The following is a 20,027-nucleotide window of genomic DNA, read 5'->3' as shown; positions in this document are numbered from 1 at the left end:
GAACGCATCATGAAACTCTCCCTGGCCCAAGCCAATGAATACGGCCGCCGCGTGCTGATGGCGCAAGGCGTGCCCGAAGACATCGCCCGCGACGTGGCCGAACATCTGGTCGAGTCCGACCGGGTCGGCTACACCAGCCACGGCCTGTCGATCCTGACCAACTACCGGCGCGTGCTGTCCGAAGGCCTGGCCCAGGCCGACGGCCGGCCCGAGCTGGTCAACGACCGCGGCGCCATGCTTGCCTATGACGGCCACCACGGCCTGGGCCAGTACGTCGGCAAGGTCGTTATCGAAAAAGCGATCGAGCGCACCCAGGAACACGGGCAGTGCATCGTGACGCTGCGCCACAGCCATCACCTGGGCCGCATGGGCCACTTCGGTGAAATGGTGGCGGCCAAGGGGCTGATCCTCCTGGCCTTCACCAACGTGATCAACCGCGCGCCCACCGTGGCGCCGTTTGGCGGCGCCCAGGCGTGCCTGACCACCAACCCGCTGTGCTTCGCCGGCCCGCTGCCCGGCGGCCGCCCGCCGTTCATCGTGGACATGGCCACCAGCTCCATCGCCGTGAACAAGGCGCGCGTGCTGGCGGCCAAGGGCGAACAAGCGCCCCCCGGGTCGCTCATCGACGCCGACGGCAACCCCACGACCGATCCGAACGCGCTGTTCTCGGACCCGCCCGGCGCCCTGCTGCCCTTCGGCGGCCACAAGGGTTATGCGCTGGGCCTGGTGGCGGAACTGCTGGCCGGCGTCCTGTCAGGCGGCGGCACCATCCAGCCCGAACACCCCCGCAACGGCGTGGCCACGAACAACATGTTCGCGCTGCTGCTGGACCCGCAAGTGGACTTCAACACCGACTGGCGCACGATGGAAGTCGGCGCGTTCATCGACTACCTGCATGCGTGCAAACCGCAGCCGGGCGTCGAGGCGGTGCAGTATCCGGGCGAATACGAAGCCCGCAACCGCGCCGTGAACGCAGATTCGGTGGAGTTCGATAGCCGGATCTGGGATGGGTTGAAGAAGCTGGCGTCTGACCTGGGTGTGCCGGAGGCGTTGCCGGGTTGATGGTGTGTGTGTGGTGACGGCGGGTGCGGGTTCTTGAGACGCCCGTCGCGGCGGTGGCCTGCCGGACGCGGGTCAACGATTGCGGTCCGGAGCCTTCGCTCCGGACTGCCCCTTCGTCATCTTCGTCCAGGCCTTCGGCCTTCCCTTCAGATTCCCTCGGGCTTATCGACTCCCCGCGTCCGGCAGGCCACCGCCACGACGGGCTCGCGCAGTTGAAAGCGGACGTCAGCTGGGGCGAGCTGCATGCTTAGGGTTCTGGCATACGGCATCGAGAAGAGAAATAACTTGTAGTGCCCGCCCCCGGCCGGCCGCGCGGGCGGCCTTTGGGGGCTTACGCGGCGTCTTGCATCGACGTGCTGCCGCCACGCGTATAGGCAAGAAAACGGGCCGCCGCTAATCGCCACTTGAACCCCTGTGCCGGATGGGCGGCGTGCGCGAGAGGGTCTGCATACGCAACAGGCTCCCTGCCGCGCGCCGCCCATCTCTACCCCCCCCACTTGATTGCGGGCCCATCAGCAATCCCTCCACGCAAGCGCGCAAGCGATCACCCCCCTGACGACGCACCACGCGTATGCCGATTGTGGCCGCCCGCGCGGCCGCAATCGGCGGGCCCCGCAAATCTCGACATGATTGACAGGCCCAGCAACGCGCCGAGCCAAGACGGCGTGAGCCCGTCGGGGTGGGCGGCATGGGCGCGAGCAACCTCGATGCGCCCGAGGGAATCTGAAGGGAAGGCCGTAGGCCTGGACGAAGATGACGAAGGGGAAGTCCGGCGCCTGCGCGCCGGACCGCAATCGTGGGCGCGAGTGCCCATGCCGCCCACGCCGACGGGCGACCCACGAAGCACTACACGACGACCCTCACTCCCGCATCAACCCTTCGCCGACCGATGCCTGCTGATGCTCATCATGATCCCGAACGCGATTCCCATCGTGAACAACGCCGTCCCGCCGTAACTCATGAACGGCAACGGCACACCGACGACCGGCAAGATCCCCGTCACCATCCCCACGTTCACGAACACATAGATGAACAGCATCATCGTCAGCGCCCCCGCCAGCAAGCGCCCGAACTGTGACGAGGCCCGCGAAGCGATCGTCAGGCCGCGCGCCATCATCAGGCCATACAGCACCAGGATCGCGATGCCGCCATACAGGCCGAACTCTTCGGCGTACACCGCGAAAATGAAGTCCGTCGTGCGTTCCGGGATGAAGTCCAGGTGCGTCTGCGTACCCTTCATGTAGCCCTTGCCGTACACGCCGCCCGAGCCCACGGCGATCATCGACTGGATCGTGTGGAAGCCCTTGCCCAACGGATCGGAACTGGGGTTGAGCAGCGTGCAAACCCGATGCTTCTGGTAATCGTGCAGCACCACCCAGTCCACATCCGGTTCACATAGCTGGTCCTCGTAATACACCAGCGTGCCGATCGCGATGATGCCGGCCAGCATCACCGGCACCAGCAGCTTGAACGACAGACCCGCGAAATAGATCACGAAAAAGCCGGCGCCGAACACCAGCAGCGCCGTGCCCAGATCAGGCTGCAGCACGATCAGGCCGAACGGCGCGGCCAGCATGGCGGCGGCGGCCAGGAAGTCGCGGATGCGCACCGCGCCTTCGTGACGCTGGAAGTACCAGGCCAGCATCATCGGCACGGCGATCTTCATCATCTCGGAAGGCTGGATGCGCGTCACGCCCAGATTCAGCCAGCGGGTCGCGCCCTTGCTGGTTTCCCCGAAAAACTCCACGCCCAGCAGCAGCACCACGCCCACCACGTAGAAAGGCAAGGCCAGCTTCATCAGCCACTTGGGTGGAATGAGCGCCATCGTCCACATCGCCAGGAACGCGATGACGAAGTTGCGCGACTGTTCGGCGAACCGCCAATCGGTGCCGCCCACCGCCGAATGCATGACGGTCAGGCCCAGCGCCGCGAACATCATCAAGATCGCCAATAGCGGCCAATCGAACGCCGTGAAGACGCGTAGCAGGATAAGGCCCAGGCGCTTCATTGTTGGCGCACCACGTCAGAGGTAATGGTTTCGACCGAGGCCAGCGGATCGGCCCGTTCCGGCCGCACGATCTTGTCCTGGCGGTCTTTGGCCAGCCAGTAGTCGAACACCTTGCGCGCCACGGGAGCCGCCACGCTGGCGCCCCAGCCGGCGTTCTCGACGATCAGCGACACGGCGATGCGGGGATGCTCCAGCGGCGCGAACCCCATGAACAGCGCATGGTCGCGCAGGCGTTCGTCGATGGCGCTGGCGCGGTAGTGCCCGCCGCGCAGGCTGAACACCTGCGCCGTGCCGGTCTTGCCGGCCGCCTGGTATGGGGCGTTGGCGAACGCGCGGCGCGCGGTGCCCGCCCGCACCACGTCCGCCATCGCGTTCTTGATGACATCCACGTTGGCCTGCTTCAGCGGGATCCGGTAGTCGGGCGTTGATTCGGTGGGCTTGGCCACGCCGCTGCGCGGGTCGCGCACGGCGTGCACCAGGTGCGGGCGGCGGTACAGGCCATTGTTGGCCAGCGTCGACGTGCCCTGCGCCAGTTGCAACAAGGTGAATGCGTTGTAGCCCTGGCCCACGGCCACCGAAATGGTTTCGCCCGCGTACCAGCGTTGGCGGTCCTTGTCCTTGTAGGCGGCGCGCTTCCAGTCCGTGGACGGCAGCACGCCGCGCTTTTCGCCTTCCAGGTCGATGCCGGTGATCTGGCCAAACCCGAACTGCTTGGTGAAATCGTGCAGCGCGTTCACGCCGATCTCGGGGCCCAGCGAATAGAAATACGTGTCGGACGACACCACGATCGCCTTGTGCATGTCGGTCATGCCATAGGCGGCGCCGCCGGCGTTGCGGAACTTCTGCCCGCCGAATTCGTAGTAGCCCGGGTCGGAAATACGGTCGGTCGCGCGGCGCTTGCCCAGTTCCAGGGCGGCCAGGCCGACGAAGGGCTTGTAGGTCGAGCCGATCGGGTAAGTGCCATACAGCGGACGGTTGATCAGCGGATGGTCCGGCGATTCGTTCAGCATCCGCCAGTTGTCCACGTCGATGCCATCCACGAACAGATTGGGGTCGAAGGACGGTTGCGAGACAAAGGCCAGGACCTCGCCCGTGTCCGGGTCGATCGCGACGAGCGCGCCGCGCTGGCCTTCAAAAGCCTCTTCGGCCACCTTCTGCAGACCCAGATCGATGGACAGCATGATGTCCGAGCCCGGCACCGGGTCGATCCGCCGCAACGTGCGCATGGGGCGTCCGCCCGCCGTGACTTCGACCTCTTCCAGGCCGGTGCGGCCATGCAGCTGCTCTTCCCAGGTTTTCTCGATGCCCTTCTTGCCGATGACATCCGTGCCGCGGTAGTTGCCCAACTGGCCGGCCCGTTCCAGCTCTTCGTTGTCGCCCTCCGCAATACGGCCGATGTAGCCCACCACGTGCGCGGCGGACAGGCCCTGCGGGTACTCGCGCACCCATCGCGCGCGCAGCTCGACACCCGGGAACTGGAAGGAGTGCGCGGCGAACCAGGCAGCCTCGGTCTCGTTCAGGTTGTTGCGCAATTGCAGGCTGGCGTAGCGGCTGGACTCCGCCGCGCGCCGCTTGAAGCGCCGCTGGTCGGCGGGGCTGATGTAGACGACTTCGGTCAGGCGTTCGAACAGCTCCGTCATGTTGCCGGCGTGGGCCGGCACCACTTCGAGCGTATAGGTGCGGTAGTTGCGCGCCAGGACTTCGCCATTGCGGTCCAGGATCTCGCCGCGCCGCGGCGGAATCGGCACGACCGCGATGCGGTTGCGGTCGGCGCGTTCGGACAGGCCTTCGTAGCGGTCGACCTGCAAATACCAGAACCGCCCCACCAGCACGCCGAAACACACCAGGGCGAACACGCCGCCCACCCACGCGCGCAAGCGGAAGCGCTGCTTCTGCTGCTGGCCGGTTTTCTTGAATTCGAACATGACGCGACGCCGCCGTCAGGCGGAGGAGGATTCGGCGTCGTCGGCACCGCGCTGCGGCAAGTGCAGCACCCAGCCCGCCAACGGCCACAGGGCGGCGGTGATGGCCACACTGATGCACCAGTCCCAGCCCGGCCACTTGCCGGCAAGCCAGGCATGAATGATCTGGGTCAGGAAACGGGCGATGAAGAAGACAGGCAGCATGTGCATCGCCTGGCTCCAGAGGTCGAATCGTTGCAGCCGGCGATGCAGCACCACGGCGCCGTAAGCGACCAGCGTGTACGACAACGCGTGCTCGCCCAGCGGCCCCGCATCGTGCACGTCCATCAGCAAACCGAAGAAAAATGCAGTGAACAGGCCCACGCGGCGCGGTTCGTGCACGCACCAGAAGGCGATGATCAGAAGCAGCACATCGGGCGCGCCCTGCCACAAGCGCCATGGCAGCAGCGACACCAGCCACACCAGCAGCACCGTGGCCCAGACGAAAACGCCGTGAGCCGGACCGGACAGGCGGTCGGGGTGCACATTGCTGGGGGTGCCCAGGCGGCGCCTGGGTTGCGATTGATTAGTCCGATCCACCGGAATCGACCTCCTGACGGTTGGACTCGGCGCGGGCCACATCCACCTGCAAGACCAGGAAGTGGCGATAGCGTTCGGGATGGGCCAGCGGTTCACACACGGCACGCGCGAAACCGGAGGCGGTGTCGCGTTCGACCGAGGTCACTTTGGCCACGGGCAAGCCGGCGGGGAACAATCCGCCGACGCCGCTGGTGACGATAGTATCGCCTTCCTTGATATCGGCATTGGCGGCAAGGTAACGGACTTCCATCTTGCCCGGCGAATTGCCGCCGAACGCGATCAGCCGCAGCCCGTTGCGCAGCAGCTGGACGGGAATGGACACCTGCTCATCCGTCACCAACGCGGCTTCGGCCGTCATCGGCGTCACGCGGACGATCTGCCCGACCACGCCGCCTTCGTCGATCACGGGCATGCCCGGCGCCAGGCCGGCCTTGCTGCCCTTGTTGAACACCAGGCGCTGGGTGAACGCGTTGGTGGGTTCGTACATGACCTCGACCACCACGGCCGATTGCGCCACGGTGTCGGTCACGCCCAGCAGACGGCGCAGTTGTGCGTTTTCGGCGGCCAGTTGCGCCGCATGGCTGGCCACCTGGGCCAGTTCGATGCGCTGACGCTGCAAGGCTTCGTTTTCGCTACGGATGAGGTTGGCCGCGTTGACCCACTCATTGACTTGCTGGACGAGGTCGCGCGGCGCCATGACCGCACGCTGGAAGGGGTAAATCGCCACGGACATCGCGCGGCGTGCCGGTTCCAGCATGCGCCATTGCGAATCCATGATGATCAGGGCCAAAGCAAGGACGACCAGAACGACCAGCCGCACCTCCGCAGGTGGGCCGCGCCTGAATAGGGGGGGGGTCCCTTGTCGTTGCATGAATCTCAGCCCGGACGCCCGCGTCCGTAGCTCCCACAGCGGCCGGAGCCGTAAAAAAGCGGGGCTCCGGGCTGGCGGGCGGTATTAGTCGTTGATGAAGATGGCGCCCAGTTTCTCAAGGTGTTCCAGCGCTTCGCCGCAACCGCGCACGACGCAGGTCAGGGGATCGTCGGCCACCACGACGGGCAGGCCCGTCTCTTCCTGGAGCAGGCGATCCAGATCGCGCAGCAATGCGCCGCCGCCGGTCAGGGCAATGCCCTTGTCGGTGATGTCGGCGCCCAGTTCGGGCGGGGTTTGCTCAAGCGCGATCTTCACCGCGGAAACGATCTGGTTCAGCGGGTCGGTCAGCGATTCCAGGATCTCGTTGGACGAGACCGTGAAGCTGCGCGGCACGCCTTCGGCCAGATTACGGCCCTTGACTTCGATTTCGCGGACTTCGGAACCCGGGAATGCGGAACCGATTTCCTTCTTGATCAGCTCGGCCGTGGGTTCGCCGATCAGCATGCCGTAGTTGCGGCGGATATAGTTGACGATAGCTTCGTCGAACTTGTCGCCGCCGACGCGCACGGAACCTTTATAGACCATGCCACCCAGCGAGATGACCGCCACTTCGGTGGTGCCGCCGCCGATGTCGACGACCATGGAGCCGCTGGCGTCGGACACGGCCAGGCCGGCGCCGATGGCCGCGGCCATGGGTTCTTCGATCAGGAAGACGTGGGACGCGCCCGCGCCCAACGCCGATTCACGGATGGCGCGGCGTTCAACCTGGGTGGAACCGCAAGGCACGCAGACGATGATCCGCGGGCTGGGTGCCAGCATGTTGCGGGGGTGCACCATGCGAATAAACTGTTTGAGCATCTGTTCGGTGACCGTGAAGTCAGCGATAACGCCGTCCTTCATGGGCCGGATGGCCTCGATATTGCCGGGAACGCGGCCAAGCATCTGCTTGGCTTCGTGGCCGACGGCCTGGATGATCTTTTTGCCGTGAGGCCCGCCTTCATGACGGATTGCGACCACGGAGGGTTCATCGAGCACGATGCCCTTGCCGCGGACGTAAATCAGCGTATTGGCGGTACCGAGGTCGATCGCCATATCGCTGGAAAAATAACTGCGCAGGAATCCGAACATGGGAGCTCAGCTAAATTCTGGGGGGAATTGGGTTCAAGTCGTGGGGCGTCTGACCCGAAAAACGTCGGGCCCGCCTGTCATCACGGCGATTAAACCGTGAATCATAACTTATAATTTCCCCGGAAATAGCGCATAAATGCAGGCTATTCAAGCTTTGTAACGGGATTGGCGGGTACATACTGCCCGGTCCCGCCCTTCGGCCTTCGCTTATCGATTTTGCAATCCCTATGGCGCTCAATGACACAGATGTGGCCCGCATTGCCCGGCTGGCCAGAATCGAACTGACCCCCGACCAGCGCACCCTTGCGCAGGCCGAGTTAAACGGCATTCTCCACTTGATCGAACGGCTCCAGTCCGTCGACACCCAAGGCGTCGAGCCGTTGGCCCACCCCCTGTCCGCCCATGAGGACATTGTGCTGCGCCTGCGTGAAGACGCCGTGACCGAGGCCAGCTCGGAAACGCGCCGCGAGGCGCTGCTGGCCAACGCCCCCGACGCCCAGGAAGGCTTGTTCCTGGTCCCTAAAGTCCTCGACTAAGCCATGACAAAACCTGCCTTGCATACCCAATTCGAGGGGATCGCCGCTTTGCGCGCGGCCCTCGCCCAACGCCAGGTCAGCGCCGTCGAACTGGCGCAAAGCGCCCTGGCGGCCGCCGAGGCGGCCAGCGGCCTGAATTGCTTTTTACATATTGACGCTGAATTGACGCTGGCCCAGGCCCGCGCCGCCGACGACGCGTTGGCCGCCGGTTCCGCAGGCCCGCTGGCCGGCGTACCCATCGCCCACAAAGACGCGTTCGTCACCCGCGGCTGGCGCACGACTGCCGGCAGCAAGATGCTGGAAGGCTATGTCAGCCCGTTCGACGCCACCGTCGTCGACCGCCTGGCCGCGGCAGGCGCCGTGTCCATCGGCAAGCTGAACTGCGACGAATTCGCCATGGGTTCCGGCAACGAGAACTCGGCCTACGGCGCGGTGAAGAACCCCTGGGACCACGCGGCCGTGCCGGGCGGTTCGTCGGGCGGTTCCGCCGCCGCCGTCGCCGCGCGCCTGGTGGCGGCCGCCACCGGCACCGACACCGGCGGTTCGGTGCGCCAGCCCGCTGCCTTGTGCGGCGTCAGCGGCATCAAGCCGACTTACGGCACGGTGTCGCGCTACGGCATGGTGGCGTTCGGCTCCAGCCTGGACCAGGCCGGCCCGCTGGCCGCCAGCAGCCGCGACTTGCTTGAAATGCTGGACGTCGTGAGCGGCTTCGACCCGCGCGATGCCACCAGCCTGGAAAAGTGCGATGCCGCCGTGAACGAACCCGGCCGCGTCCGCCGCGACTTCGATTCGGCTCAGGCCGCGTTCGACGCCGCCGGCAGCCAGCCTCTGAAGGGCCTGCGCATCGGCGTGCCGGAAGAGTACTTCGGCGCCGGCCTGGCCGCCGACGTGGCCGCCGCGGTGGAAGCCGCGCTGGCCCAGTTCGAGGCGCTGGGCGCTGTGCGCGTGCCGGTATCGCTGCCGCGCACGGAACTCGCCATCCCCGCCTACTACGTCATCGCCCCCGCGGAAGCATCCAGCAACCTGGCCCGCTACGACGGCGTGCGCTACGGCCACCGGACGGAACAGTACGGCGACCTGACCGAAATGATCAGCCGCTCGCGCGCCGAAGGCTTTGGCAGCGAGGTCAAGCGCCGCATCCTGATCGGCACCTACGTGCTGTCGCACGGCTACTACGACGCCTACTACCTGCAAGCGCAACGCCTGCGCCGCCTGATCGCGCAGGATTTCCAGCGCGCCTATGCGGGCCAGTGCGACGTGATCATGGGCCCGGTCACACCGACGGTGGCCAAGAACATCGGCGACAACCGCGACGACCCGACGGCCGACTGGCTGGCCGACGTCTACACGTTGGGCGTCAGCTTGGCGGGCTTGCCCGCCATGTCCATCCCTTGCGGTTTTGGCTCGGGGCGGCCAGTCGGCCTGCAGATCATCGGCAACTACTTCGACGAAGGCAAGCTCCTAGCCATCGCCGACCGCTACCAACAAGTCACCGACTGGCATAAGCGGTCCCCGCTTTGATGAGACCCCCACGCTCACTTCGTTCGCTGCCCCCCGAGGGGGCTGCCAGCGCCTTGGGGCGGCCCGGCGTCGCTCGCGCGCGCCGCTGCGGCACTATTGATTGGAATTACAGATAATGAACTGGGAAATCGTCATCGGCCTGGAAACGCATACCCAGCTTTCCACCGGCTCCAAGATTTTTTCGGGTAGCAGCACCGCATTCGGCGCCGCGCCCAACACGCACGCCAACGAAGTCGATCTGGCCTTGCCGGGCAGCCTGCCGGTCATGAACCGCGGCGCGGCCGAACGCGCCATCCGCTTTGGCCTGGCCGTGGGCGCCACCATCGCGCCGCGCTCGGTCTTCGCGCGCAAGAACTACTTCTACCCCGACCTGCCCAAGGGCTATCAGATCAGCCAATACGAACTGCCGGTGGTCGTGGGCGGCTCGTTGTCGTTCTTCGTGGGCGAAGAAGAAAAAACCGTCAACCTGACGCGCGCGCACCTGGAAGAAGACGCCGGCAAATCGCTGCACGACGACTTCACCCTGGCCAATGGCGCACCCGCCAGCGGCATCGACCTGAACCGCGCCGGCACGCCGTTGCTGGAAATCGTGACCGAGCCCGAAATGCGCTCGGCCGCCGAAGCGGTGTCCTATGCCCGCGCCCTGCACAGCCTGGTCGTCTGGCTGGGCATCTGCGACGGCAACATGCAGGAAGGCTCGTTCCGCTGCGACGCCAACGTGTCGGTGCGCCCGGTGGGCCAGAAGGAATTCGGCACCCGCACCGAGATCAAGAACGTCAACTCGTTCCGCTTCCTGGAACGCGCCATCGTCTATGAAGCGCGCCGCCAGATCGAACTGATCGAGGACGGCGGCACGGTCGTCCAGGAAACGCGCCTGTATGACGCCGACCGCGACGAAACGCGCAGCATGCGCAGCAAGGAAGACGCGCACGACTACCGCTACTTCCCCGACCCCGACCTGCCCACGCTGGTGATCTCGCCTGCCTGGGTGGACGAGGTGCGCGCCACCATGCCCGAACTGCCGGCCGCCCAGCGCGCCCGCTTCGAATCGGAATTCGGCCTGCCCGCCTACGACGCCGCCCAACTGACCGTCAGCCGCGATCTGGCCGCCTACTTCGAGGCCGTGGCGCGCGCGCTGCCGGCGGGCCAAGCCAAGCTGGCCGCCAACTGGGTCATGGGCGAAGTCGCCGCGGCCTTGAACAAGGAAGAAAAGGGCATCGCCGATTCGCCGGTGCAAGCGCCGGCGCTGGCCGCGCTGATCGGCCGCATCATCGACGGTACGATCTCCAACAAGATCGCCCGCGAAGTCTTCGGCGCCATGTGGGCCGGCGAGAACGGCGGCAACGCGGACGCCATCATCGACGCGCGTGGCCTGAAGCAGATCAGCGACACGGGCGCCATCGGCACCATGATCGACGAGGTGCTGGCCGCGAACCCGGCCATTGTGGAAGAGTATCGGGCCGGCAAGCAAAAGGCGTTCAATTCGCTGGTGGGCCAGATCATGAAGGCCGCCCGCGGCAAGGCCAACCCGCAGCAAGTGAACGACCTGCTCAAGCAAAAGCTCGATAGCTGACCGCCCGAACGGGGATCACGCTGATCAAGGCTGCGGCACATTGCCGCGGCCTTTTACCTTGCGAACAATGAGGGCTCGCCGAGCACCGCCGTACTTCAGCCCCTTACTTCACCCCGTACTTCGTCCGGTACGCCTGCACCGCGTCGCGGTTTTCGGCGAACGACGCGTCGTCTTGCAGCAATGCCATGATGTCGGACAGCGACGCGATCGCCACTACCGGAATGCCATAGGTCTTGGCCACGTCCTGCACGGCCGAATGCGCGGACAGCGCGTCGTCCGGGCCGGCGCGTTCCATGCGGTCCATCGCGATCAGCACGGCGGCGGGTTCGGCGCCGGCGGCGCGGATGATTTCCACCGATTCGCGCACCGACGTGCCTGCCGTGATCACGTCGTCAATAATCACTACCTTGCCCTTCAGCGGCGCGCCGACCAGGGTGCCGCCTTCGCCGTGGTCCTTGGCTTCCTTGCGGTTGTAGGCAAACGGCACGTCGCTCTGGCCCTGCATGGCCGGATGGCCGGCCAACGCCACGGCCGTCGCGGTGGCCAGCGGGATGCCCTTGTATGCCGGACCGAACAGCATGTCGAATTGCACGCCCGAATCCAACAGCGCCTGGGCATAGAACTGCGCCAGCTTGCCGACCGAGCCCCCGCTGTTGAACAAGCCGGCATTGAAGAAATAGGGGCTGATCCGGCCCGATTTGACCTTGAAGCTGCCAAAGCGCAGCACGCCTTCGTTCAGGGCAAAACGGACGAAATCGAGGGAGGTGGCGGAAGAGGTGGCGGCGGGCATACGAAGGGATCCGGTAGATGGCAAATCCCGGCATTTTATCCGTTGTCAGGGCTTTTCCCGGACGGCGGCGCCGAGTCGGTTAAATTCCTGGCATTGTTCCGGCCCCTGCGGCCGCTCTACAGGAGCTTCGCTTTGCTGCGCATCACGTCCATCAATCTCAACGGCATCCGGTCCGCCTTCCGCAAGGGCCTGCAACCCTGGATGGAGAAGCATGCCGCAGACGTCCTTTGCCTTCAGGAAATCAAGATCGCCGATTCGGACCTGACCGATGACCTGCGCCACCCCCCCGGCTACACCGGCCATTTCCATCACGCGGTCAAGAAGGGCTATAGCGGGGTGGGCATCTACCTGCGCGACGCCGCCGAACGCGTGAATATCGGCCTGGGCTGCGAAGAGTTCGATCCCGAAGGCCGCATCATCCGCGCCGACTGGAAGAACCTGTCGGTGATCAGCGCCTATCTGCCCTCGGGCTCCAGCGGCGACGAACGCCAGCAAGCCAAGTACCGTTTCCTGGACCGTTTCGGACCCTGGATCGATGCCCTGATGCACGAACACAAGACCACCGGCCGCGAATTCATCATCTGCGGCGACTGGAACATCGCGCACAAGGAAATCGACCTGAAGAATTGGAAGGGCAACCTGAAGAACTCCGGTTTCCTGCCCGAAGAACGCGCATGGCTGACCGACGTGTTCGACAAGCGCGGCTTCGTGGACGTGTTCCGCACCGTCGACGAGCGCCCCGACCAATACACCTGGTGGAGCAACCGCGGCCAGGCTTGGGCCAAGAACGTGGGGTGGCGCATCGATTACCAGATCGCGACGCCCGGCATCGCCGCTCGCGCCCGCAACGTGGCCATCTACAAAGACGAGCGCTTCTCGGACCACGCGCCGCTGACGATCGATTACGACGCCACGCTGTAATCCGCGCCTGGCCCCGCGCCTTCGGGGCCAGGCAGCGACGCGGCCGCTTCCTGCCGCAGCCACGCCAGGAAGACCGCTGCCCGGGGGTCGTCCCGGAATGGCCGGGGCGATAGCAGAAAGTACGCCGAACCATCGCGGACGAACCCGCAGGGGGCCTCCAGCCGACGGTCGCGCAACGCGTCGCGCACCATCAGTGCCGAGCCGATGGCCAGCCCCAGCCCCGCCGCGGCAGCCTGCAGGCTGAGATAGAAATGCTCATAGACCGGCCCCGGCCGACGCGGGGCCTTGCGGCCGGACGCCTGGGCCCATTGGCGCCAGGCGCCCGGCCGGGTCGCGCTGCCCAGTGCCGTCACCCCGGTCCAGCCGCCGTCGCCAGGATCGCCCGCCACGCCCGGCCGGCAGACCGGACCCGTCCATTCATCACAGACCCGTTCGGCGTGCAAGGCGGCATCCCACTCAAAATCGTTGCGCCGCAACGCCACGTCCACGCCTTGCACCGCGAAATCCACGGGCCCGCCCGCCGCGTACAGATGCACTTGCACGCCGGGATGCGCCCGCTGAAAGTCGGGTAGGCGCGGAATCAGCCACATCATCGCGATCGTGGGCTCGCACGACAGCACCAACGGCGCGTCGGCGGCGGGTTGCCGCAATTGCGCCAGGCCGGCCGTCAACTGCTCGAACAGGCTGCGCGTCAGCATGAGTAGCTGGCGCCCCGAATCGGTCAGGAAAACAGCCCGATTCCGGCGTTCGAACAAGGTCAGTCCCAACGCCTGCTCCAGCTGCTTGATCTGGCGGCTGACCGCGCCGTGCGTCACATGCAGTTCCTGCGCTGCCCGGCCGAACGCCTCGTGGCGGGCGGCGGCATCAAAGACCCGCAACGAACCAAGCGGTGGAAGTTTCATGGCGATTCGTGATTTTTTCTAACGGATATCCGGCATTAAAAATCGTTTTTCGTCGCGGCGCCAGCGCCACACAATGGGCGCCCTTCCCCCGCTTTCCCGGACGCTACGCCGCCCGCCGCCACCATGACCGAATTGATCGCCGTTGCCCTCATCACCGTGCTTGCCGTTATCAGCCCGGGACCCGATTTTGCGATGGTGACGCGCTATAGCTACCTGTTTGGCCGACGCACGGGTCTGGTCTGCGCGTTGGGCATCGCCCTGGGCGTGCAGATCCACGTGTTCTACACGATGTTCGGCGTGGGCCTGCTGGCCCATTACGCGCAGCCGGTGCTGCAGGGCATCAAACTTGGCGGCGCATGCTATCTGCTCTACATGGGTTGGAAAACTTTCTTCAATCGCACCCCGGTCAGCCAGGACCTGTCGGCACGACCGCCGATTTCACCCTGGCAAGCGCTTTACCATGGCTTTCTGACCAACGCGCTGAATCCCAAGACCACCCTGTTCGTCATCAGCACCTACACCCAAGTGGTGGCGCCGGGCACGCCGCTGGCCCAGCAATTCGGCTACGGACTGTTCATGTCGTTTGCCCACTGGGTATGGTTCAGCGTGGTCGCGTGGTCGGTGTCGTCGGTGATATTGCGACGGGCTCTGCTTGACCATCAACGCACGGCCGACCGGGTCGTGGGCGCGATCTTGATGGCGTTGGGTGCGGGGCTGGCTGTGGCGCAGGTCTGATCCGGCCACGCGGCAGGTGATTTTTCTCAAGGAAATAACGGGGACGCATAACTGGTAAATGCGATGACCCGCAGACACCAAGCCCCGTCGAGAACCTCTTGTTTCCTATGGATCCGGGGCCATTCCGCCCTATCCGCATTGCGCCATAATGTAGGGACACATCAATTTCCCCTGTAGATTCAATGCAAGTCGGCGTTAAACCACCTTGTCCGGCCCCTATTCCAACCTTTCCCTCTATTATGCGTCCCCATTAATTGACAAGAAAAAGTGCTTTGATATCAATGTGATGGCGGTGCCTGCGGCTTTGCGCAGGGCAACATTTTGCCCCTACAATTCCGCACCACGCTGGTGCGAGCAATGCACCAGAATAAATAATTCGCGCCCCAAAACGGCGCACATCCGCACCCTTTCGAAGCGCCCCCGAGGAGATCATGTTGAAAGTGCAGAGTCTGGACGACTTCCTGCGTGGCGTCGCCGCGCGCGACCCGCAGCAGCCTGAATTCATGCAAGCCGTCCAGGAGGTGATGCTGAGCCTGTGGCCTTTCATCGAAAAGCACCCGCACTACGCCGAGCACGCCTTGCTGGAGCGTCTGGTTGAACCGGAACGCGTGATTCAGTTCCGCGTGTGCTGGACCGATGACCAGGGCCGCGCCCAGCTCAACCGCGCGTTCCGCATCCAGCACAGCTCGGCCATCGGCCCGTTCAAGGGCGGCATGCGCTTTCACCCCTCGGTGAACCTGTCCATCCTGAAATTCCTGGCCTTCGAGCAGACGCTGAAGAACTCGCTGACCACGCTGCCGATGGGCGGCGGCAAGGGCGGCTCGGACTTCGATCCCAAGGGCAAGTCGGACGCCGAAGTCATGCGCTTCTGCCAGGCGTTGATGATCGAGCTGTATCGCCATCTGGGCCCGGACACCGACGTGCCCGCTGGCGATATCGGCGTGGGCGCTCGGGAAGTCGGTTTCATGGCCGGCATGATGAAAAAGCTGTCGAATTCGACAGCCAGCGTTTTCACGGGCAAGGGCCTGACCTTTGGCGGCAGCCTGATCCGCCCCGAAGCCACGGGCTACGGCACCGTGTACTTCGCCGAAGAAATGCTCAAGCGCGTCGGCAAGTCTTTCGACGGCCTGCGCGTGTCGGTCTCGGGATCGGGCAACGTGGCGCAATACGCCATCGAGAAGGCCATGTCGCTAGGCGCCAAGGTCGTCACGGTGTCGGATTCGAACGGCACCGTTGTCGACGAAGCCGGCTTCACGCACGAGAAGCTGGTGGCCCTGATGCACATCAAGAACGACCTGCGCGGCCGCCTGGACACCTATGCCCAACAATTCGGCCTGAAGTACGAAGCCGGCAAGCGTCCCTGGCACGTGCCGGTGGACGTGGCCCTGCCGTGCGCAACGCAAAACGAACTGGAACTGGCCGACGCGCAAACGCTGATCAAGAACGGCGTGCTGTGCGTGGCCGAGGGCGCCAACATGCCGGCCACGCTGGAGGCCGCAAAGGCCTTCATCGCCGCCCGCGTGCTCTACGCGCCGGGCAAGGCCAGCAACGCCGGCGGCGTGGCCGTGTCAGGCCTGGAAATGGCCCAGAACTCCGCACGCCTGTCCTGGACGCGCGAAGAAGTCGACACCCGCCTGCACGCCATCATGCGCGACATCCACGAAAATTGCGTGCGCCATGGCCGTAGCGAACGCGAGTACGTCAACTACCTGGACGGCGCCAACATCGCCGGTTTCGTGAAGGTCGCCGACGCAATGCGCCAGCAAGGCTTGTATTAACCCCCCCGCAGCGCTGCGCGCTTCCCCCCCAGGGGGGCGCCGCTGCGGACCGGCGAAGCCGGCTCCGCGCGGCCTCGATTGGGGTAGACCTGTGCCTGGTCTGGACAGACTTGCCCGATTGAGAGGGACTTGTCTGCTCATATGAAACACACCCGCGCCATCAGGCGCGGGCAGCGCAGGGCGCTCAGTGTTTCATCGTGCCGTGGTCCATGCCGCCATGGCTCATGCCGGGGTTGTGCGAGGCCGGTTTGACCTTGAACTGCACGGCGACTTCGCCGGCCTTTTCGAACTTCAGGGTCGCCGGCACGGTCGCGCCGTCAGTGAACGGCGCCTTCAACTTGATGAACATCACGTGGTAGCCGCCCGGGCTGAGTTTGACCTCGGTATCGGCGGGCAGCGCGATGCCGCCTTCGACCTGGCGCATCTTCGACACGCCGTTCTCGGTTTGCACCGTATGCAGTTCGACGCGCTCGGCCGCGTCCGACGAGACCGACAGCAGGCGGTCGGCGGTCTTGGCGTCGTTATCGATGTCCATGTACCCCGCGCCATTGGACTGGCCCGGCGCCGACGCGCGGACCCAGAGGTCGTCGATTTCGACCTGGCCGACCTTGTAATCCTTCGCCCATGCCGAGCCGGCCGTACACAGGCCCAGCGCGGCAATGACTGCGAACTTGCGGATATTCATGGGGTGTCCTCCTAGTGGGTTAACGCCGCCGGACCAAGCTGCGGGCGGCCGACAGAACCGAATCGGTCAAGGCTTCCATCGCCTCGGAGTTTACCCGCCAATGTTGCCAATACAGCGGCACATCCTCCCAGGCGCGGCCCCGAAGCAGCATCAACTGACCGGCATCAAGGTGCTCCTGCACAAGCGGCAACGGATTCATGGTCCAGCCCAGGCCGCCAAGGGTGGCCTGCACGAAGGCGCGCGTGGAAGGCACCCACCAGACAGGGGGCTGCCACGGCGCCGGATCCGAAATCTTGTGCGCGAAACGCGCCTGCAAGGCGTCCTTGCGGTTGAACACCAGCACCGGCGCCTCGGCCAGCGTTTGCGCGTTCACGCCCTGCGCGAAGTAGCGCTTGTGGAAGTCCGGCGTGCAGGTGGCGACGTATCGCATGCTGCCCAGCGCGTGGATGCGGCAGCCTTGCACCGGATCCGCCAGGGTGGTCACGGCGCCCAGCACCGATCCGTTGCGCAGCAGGGCCGCCGTGTGGTCCTGGTCTTCGGACAGCATGTCCAGCGTGGCCCGCGTGCGGGCGGCGAACTGCAAGGCCGCATCGACGAACCAGGTCTCCAGGCTGTCGTGATTGACCGCGATGGGAATGCTGGCGTGCGGCACCTCATCGTCCGACACCCCCAACCGGTTCAGCGCATCGTGCTCCAGCAACGCCGTCTGTTCGGCCAGTTGCACCAGCACCTGGCCGTCCGCCGTCGCGGCGGCCGGCACGGTGCGCTGGACCAGCAGCCGGCCCATCCGGTCTTCCAGCGCCTTGATGCGTTGCGACACCGCCGACGGCGTCACGCTCAGGGACAGCGCGGCGCGTTCGAAGCTGCCTTCACGCACGACGGCGGCCAGCGCCCGCAGGTTTCCGTGATCGAGTTTCATGAATTAGTTTTACTTAATATAGTGAAGGAAAATTAGCTGTATTTCATCGCCCGCGCAAGGGAAAATACGCTATCGCCGGGGTGCGCAATGCCTCCGGAGCCGTTATCGAAGCGCCGCCACAGGCGTTGCAGTTACAGGTATTCCCATCATGTTCGCCACCTTGTCATCCCCTCTCTTCCTGACCGCCTGGGCCAGCGGAACCGCCACCGGGCTGGGCCTGTTCGCCGTCGTCGGCGCTCAAAGCGCCTTCATCCTGCGCCAAGGGCTGATGCGCGCGCATCTGCTTAGCGTGGTCGCCATCTGCGCGCTGATCGACGCCGTATTCATCTTCGCCAGCGTATCCGGGCTGCAAGCGCTGACGGCCTGGTTTCCGTGGCTGACGACCGCCATCCTGTGGTTCGGCGTGGCGTTCCTGTCGTGGTACGCGTTGCAGTCGGCCCGCCGCGCCTGGACGGCCCGCGGCGGCCTGGCCGCGGCGCGCGATGTGGTGCCTTCGCGCCGCGCCGCGATGCTGGGCGCGTTGGGCTTTTCGTTGCTGAACCCCCACTTCTGGCTGGACATGGTGGTGGTCGGCTCGCTGGCGCACGGGTTCGACGACGCCCGCATGGCGTTTGCCGCCGGCGCCTTCACCGCCAGCCTGTTGTGGCTGGCCGTGCTGGGCATCGGCTCGCGCCTGTTCGCCCGCTTTTTCGCCAGCGCGTCGGCCTGGCGTGTCCTGGACGGCATCATCGCCGTGGTCATGGCGGCACTGGCGGTCAGCCTGGCGATCAAGGGCGTCTAAGCCCGCCCGGCCTTTTCCCTGCAAGGCGGCGCAACCGGGGCGCGCGCCGCCATCACTTTTATAATGCCCCGTTGCCACTTTTTCGTCGGGCGCACGGCCGGCCCGCCAGACGATCATGCGCGGACCCTCCCCCTCTAAAGATGTGCGCCTGCCCCCGCTGGCCGCCATCCAGGCGTTCGAAGCCGCGGCCCGGCTGGGCTCGTTCGAGCGCGCCAGCGAAGAACTCTTCGTCACCGCCAGCGCCGTCGGCAAGCGGATCGCCGCGCTGGAAGCGTTGCTGGACGTCTCGCTCTTCATCCGCAGCAGCCGCGGCGCCACCCTCAGCGCAGCCGGACGCGACTACCTCAACCAGGTGCGCACCGCGCTGGACCTGCTGTCCGACGCCTCGCTGCACAAGCGCGGCGAACCCAAGCCCGAACCGTTGCGCGTCGTCTCCACGCCCACGTTCGCCCGCCAGGTGTTGATTCCCTATCTGCCCGGTTTCACGGCGGCGCATCCCGACGTCGAACTGGAAATCATGCTGTCGATCCCCTACCTGGACATCATGCCGCCCAACGCGGACGTCTGGATACGGTTCGGCAGCGGCAAGTATCCCGGCCTGCAGGCGCGGCAGCTCACGGCCGACCCGGTGTTTGCCGTGTGCTCGCCGTCGTACCTGGCCAAGCACGGTCCGTTCCGTCATCCCGCCGACCTGGGCCCCGCCGGCCTGCTGCGGTGCCCGATGGAGCCCTGGCGTCCGTGGCTGGACGCCGCCGGGCTGGACTGGCCCGAGCCCTCGCGCGGTGTCTGGCTGGTGGATCTGGGCATGATGCTGGCCGCCGCACGCGCCGGCCAGGGCCTGGCGCTGACCCGCCGCACGCTAGCCGCCGAATGGCTGGACGAAGGCAAACTGATGCGCGTGCTGGACATCGAGATCCCTGGCGAATCTCAGTACTACCTGTGCACCGAAAGCGCCCGCCCCCCGGGCCGTGCGGTCCAAGCGTTTTCCCTATGGCTGGAAGACGTGTGCAAACAGGCATCCCAATGGCCACGCGGCCTGCCGGCCGGTCAGGAATAAATTTCCAGTGATGGGCGGAACGAATTTCCGCACGCTTGGGCGCCACGCTGGCTAGCATGCGGCGAACGTGACCGGCCCGGCGCGGCATCGCAACGCCTGGCCACGCCCCGTGCGCCTGTACTAGGTATTTACGCGCAAAGCGCCCGCCGGGTCAGATTCGCGTAAGCGATTAAGCAGACAGTCACAACACGCAAGACAGGAGAGCGCCGCAGCAATCGATTCCCGCCGCCTGGCGCCGGCACACGGTTTTCCACGCAGT

The 20,027-nt window shown here is 65.5% G+C and carries 18 protein-coding genes; 9 read left to right on the top strand and 9 right to left on the bottom strand.

Going from position 1 to position 20,027, the window contains the following annotated elements:
• Positions 1–9: 9 nt before the first annotated feature.
• A complete protein-coding gene (locus CQ050_RS06055) occupies positions 10–1,062 on the top strand; it encodes an Ldh family oxidoreductase (RefSeq protein ID WP_105555891.1) in 1,053 nt (350 codons plus the stop codon).
• An 871-nt stretch (positions 1,063–1,933) separates the two neighbouring features.
• Here the strand turns inward: CQ050_RS06055 and rodA are convergent.
• From rodA to CQ050_RS06030, 5 genes are all read right to left on the bottom strand, one after another.
• Positions 1,934–3,070: a rod shape-determining protein RodA gene (rodA, locus tag CQ050_RS06050; RefSeq protein WP_105555890.1), complete on the bottom strand. Its 1,137-nt coding sequence runs from the start codon at positions 3,068–3,070 to the stop codon at positions 1,934–1,936.
• Positions 3,067–4,995 carry a penicillin-binding protein 2 gene (mrdA, locus tag CQ050_RS06045; protein WP_105555889.1) on the bottom strand — a complete coding sequence of 643 codons (1,929 nt, stop codon included), beginning with the start codon at positions 4,993–4,995 and terminating at the stop codon, positions 3,067–3,069. The genes rodA and mrdA overlap by 4 nt, the downstream gene beginning before the upstream one ends.
• Positions 4,996–5,010: 15 nt before the next feature.
• Positions 5,011–5,571: a rod shape-determining protein MreD gene (gene mreD / locus CQ050_RS06040; protein ID WP_035213076.1), complete on the bottom strand. Its 561-nt coding sequence runs from the start codon at positions 5,569–5,571 to the stop codon at positions 5,011–5,013.
• Positions 5,558–6,442, bottom strand: a complete 885-nt coding sequence (mreC, locus tag CQ050_RS06035; protein WP_105555888.1) for a rod shape-determining protein MreC — start codon at positions 6,440–6,442, stop codon at positions 5,558–5,560. The genes mreD and mreC overlap by 14 nt, the downstream gene beginning before the upstream one ends.
• A gap of 84 nt (positions 6,443–6,526) precedes the next feature.
• On the bottom strand, positions 6,527–7,570 hold the full coding sequence (locus CQ050_RS06030; RefSeq protein ID WP_006216320.1) for a rod shape-determining protein: 1,044 nt from the start codon (positions 7,568–7,570) through the stop codon (positions 6,527–6,529).
• A 227-nt stretch (positions 7,571–7,797) separates the two neighbouring features.
• On the opposite strand from CQ050_RS06030, the gene gatC reads away from it, so the two are divergent.
• The 3 genes from gatC (at position 7,798) to gatB (ending at position 11,200) form a co-directional block, all read left to right on the top strand.
• The gene (gene gatC / locus CQ050_RS06025; protein ID WP_046803060.1) at positions 7,798–8,106 is read left to right on the top strand and encodes an Asp-tRNA(Asn)/Glu-tRNA(Gln) amidotransferase subunit GatC; all 309 of its coding nucleotides are present in this window, start codon (positions 7,798–7,800) and stop codon (positions 8,104–8,106) included.
• Positions 8,107–8,109: 3 nt separating this feature from the next.
• A complete protein-coding gene (gene gatA / locus CQ050_RS06020; RefSeq protein ID WP_105555887.1) occupies positions 8,110–9,627 on the top strand; it encodes an Asp-tRNA(Asn)/Glu-tRNA(Gln) amidotransferase subunit GatA in 1,518 nt (505 codons plus the stop codon).
• Between the two features lie 115 nt (positions 9,628–9,742).
• Complete coding sequence (gatB, locus tag CQ050_RS06015; RefSeq protein WP_105555886.1) at positions 9,743–11,200, top strand: Asp-tRNA(Asn)/Glu-tRNA(Gln) amidotransferase subunit GatB; 1,458 nt, start codon at positions 9,743–9,745, stop codon at positions 11,198–11,200.
• A 103-nt stretch (positions 11,201–11,303) separates the two neighbouring features.
• On the opposite strand, the gene pyrE is transcribed toward gatB, so the two are convergent.
• Complete coding sequence (gene pyrE, locus CQ050_RS06010) at positions 11,304–11,990, bottom strand: orotate phosphoribosyltransferase (RefSeq protein ID WP_105555885.1); 687 nt, start codon at positions 11,988–11,990, stop codon at positions 11,304–11,306.
• A 132-nt stretch (positions 11,991–12,122) separates the two neighbouring features.
• Between pyrE and CQ050_RS06005 the strand changes: the two genes are divergently transcribed.
• The gene (locus tag CQ050_RS06005) at positions 12,123–12,911 is read left to right on the top strand and encodes an exodeoxyribonuclease III (protein ID WP_105555884.1); all 789 of its coding nucleotides are present in this window, start codon (positions 12,123–12,125) and stop codon (positions 12,909–12,911) included.
• Here the strand turns inward: CQ050_RS06005 and CQ050_RS06000 are convergent.
• The gene (locus CQ050_RS06000) at positions 12,893–13,813 is read right to left on the bottom strand and encodes a LysR substrate-binding domain-containing protein (RefSeq protein ID WP_105555883.1); all 921 of its coding nucleotides are present in this window, start codon (positions 13,811–13,813) and stop codon (positions 12,893–12,895) included. The genes CQ050_RS06005 and CQ050_RS06000 overlap by 19 nt on opposite strands.
• 123 nt (positions 13,814–13,936) lie before the next feature.
• Between CQ050_RS06000 and CQ050_RS05995 the strand changes: the two genes are divergently transcribed.
• Together CQ050_RS05995 and gdhA are read left to right on the top strand one after the other, a co-directional pair.
• The gene (locus CQ050_RS05995; protein WP_105555882.1) at positions 13,937–14,548 is read left to right on the top strand and encodes a LysE family translocator; all 612 of its coding nucleotides are present in this window, start codon (positions 13,937–13,939) and stop codon (positions 14,546–14,548) included.
• A 431-nt stretch (positions 14,549–14,979) separates the two neighbouring features.
• The gene (gene gdhA, locus CQ050_RS05990; protein WP_105555881.1) at positions 14,980–16,326 is read left to right on the top strand and encodes an NADP-specific glutamate dehydrogenase; all 1,347 of its coding nucleotides are present in this window, start codon (positions 14,980–14,982) and stop codon (positions 16,324–16,326) included.
• 184 nt (positions 16,327–16,510) lie between these two features.
• Here gdhA and CQ050_RS05985 read toward each other — a convergent pair whose 3' ends face one another.
• Positions 16,511–17,011: a copper chaperone PCu(A)C gene (locus CQ050_RS05985; RefSeq protein ID WP_105555880.1), complete on the bottom strand. Its 501-nt coding sequence runs from the start codon at positions 17,009–17,011 to the stop codon at positions 16,511–16,513.
• 19 nt (positions 17,012–17,030) lie between these two features.
• On the bottom strand, positions 17,031–17,930 hold the full coding sequence (locus CQ050_RS05980) for a LysR family transcriptional regulator ArgP (RefSeq protein WP_105555879.1): 900 nt from the start codon (positions 17,928–17,930) through the stop codon (positions 17,031–17,033).
• Positions 17,931–18,078: 148 nt separating this feature from the next.
• On the opposite strand from CQ050_RS05980, the gene CQ050_RS05975 reads away from it, so the two are divergent.
• Together CQ050_RS05975 and CQ050_RS05970 are read left to right on the top strand one after the other, a co-directional pair.
• Positions 18,079–18,711, top strand: coding sequence for a LysE/ArgO family amino acid transporter (locus CQ050_RS05975; protein WP_105555878.1), 633 nt, complete (start codon positions 18,079–18,081; stop codon positions 18,709–18,711).
• Positions 18,712–18,826: 115 nt separating this feature from the next.
• The gene (locus tag CQ050_RS05970; RefSeq protein WP_199196738.1) at positions 18,827–19,768 is read left to right on the top strand and encodes a LysR substrate-binding domain-containing protein; all 942 of its coding nucleotides are present in this window, start codon (positions 18,827–18,829) and stop codon (positions 19,766–19,768) included.
• Positions 19,769–20,027 lie beyond the last annotated feature (259 nt).

Origin of the sequence: Achromobacter sp. MYb9, from assembly GCF_002975275.1 — a bacterium.
Taxonomy (GTDB): domain Bacteria; phylum Pseudomonadota; class Gammaproteobacteria; order Burkholderiales; family Burkholderiaceae_B; genus Achromobacter.
Note: the sequence above shows the minus strand (reverse complement) of the source record. Positions and strands in the feature narration are given on the sequence as shown.

What these genes read in the sequence shown, in the direction of transcription:
- CQ050_RS06000 (WP_105555883.1), bottom strand. Translation starts at nt 13,813, where the DNA reads ATGAAACTTCCACCGCTTGGTTCGTTGCGGGTCTTTGATGCCGCCGCC.
- CQ050_RS06055 (WP_105555891.1), top strand. Translation starts at nt 10, where the DNA reads ATGAAACTCTCCCTGGCCCAAGCCAATGAATACGGCCGCCGCGTGCTG.
- mrdA (WP_105555889.1), bottom strand. Translation starts at nt 4,995, where the DNA reads ATGTTCGAATTCAAGAAAACCGGCCAGCAGCAGAAGCAGCGCTTCCGC.
- CQ050_RS05970 (WP_199196738.1), top strand. Translation starts at nt 18,827, where the DNA reads ATGCGCGGACCCTCCCCCTCTAAAGATGTGCGCCTGCCCCCGCTGGCC.
- gatB (WP_105555886.1), top strand. Translation starts at nt 9,743, where the DNA reads ATGAACTGGGAAATCGTCATCGGCCTGGAAACGCATACCCAGCTTTCC.
- CQ050_RS05985 (WP_105555880.1), bottom strand. Translation starts at nt 17,011, where the DNA reads ATGAATATCCGCAAGTTCGCAGTCATTGCCGCGCTGGGCCTGTGTACG.
- mreC (WP_105555888.1), bottom strand. Translation starts at nt 6,442, where the DNA reads ATGCAACGACAAGGGACCCCCCCCCTATTCAGGCGCGGCCCACCTGCG.
- gatA (WP_105555887.1), top strand. Translation starts at nt 8,110, where the DNA reads ATGACAAAACCTGCCTTGCATACCCAATTCGAGGGGATCGCCGCTTTG.
- gdhA (WP_105555881.1), top strand. Translation starts at nt 14,980, where the DNA reads ATGTTGAAAGTGCAGAGTCTGGACGACTTCCTGCGTGGCGTCGCCGCG.
- CQ050_RS06030 (WP_006216320.1), bottom strand. Translation starts at nt 7,570, where the DNA reads ATGTTCGGATTCCTGCGCAGTTATTTTTCCAGCGATATGGCGATCGAC.
- rodA (WP_105555890.1), bottom strand. Translation starts at nt 3,070, where the DNA reads ATGAAGCGCCTGGGCCTTATCCTGCTACGCGTCTTCACGGCGTTCGAT.
- gatC (WP_046803060.1), top strand. Translation starts at nt 7,798, where the DNA reads ATGGCGCTCAATGACACAGATGTGGCCCGCATTGCCCGGCTGGCCAGA.
- CQ050_RS05980 (WP_105555879.1), bottom strand. Translation starts at nt 17,930, where the DNA reads ATGAAACTCGATCACGGAAACCTGCGGGCGCTGGCCGCCGTCGTGCGT.
- CQ050_RS05995 (WP_105555882.1), top strand. Translation starts at nt 13,937, where the DNA reads ATGACCGAATTGATCGCCGTTGCCCTCATCACCGTGCTTGCCGTTATC.
- pyrE (WP_105555885.1), bottom strand. Translation starts at nt 11,990, where the DNA reads ATGCCCGCCGCCACCTCTTCCGCCACCTCCCTCGATTTCGTCCGTTTT.
- CQ050_RS05975 (WP_105555878.1), top strand. Translation starts at nt 18,079, where the DNA reads ATGTTCGCCACCTTGTCATCCCCTCTCTTCCTGACCGCCTGGGCCAGC.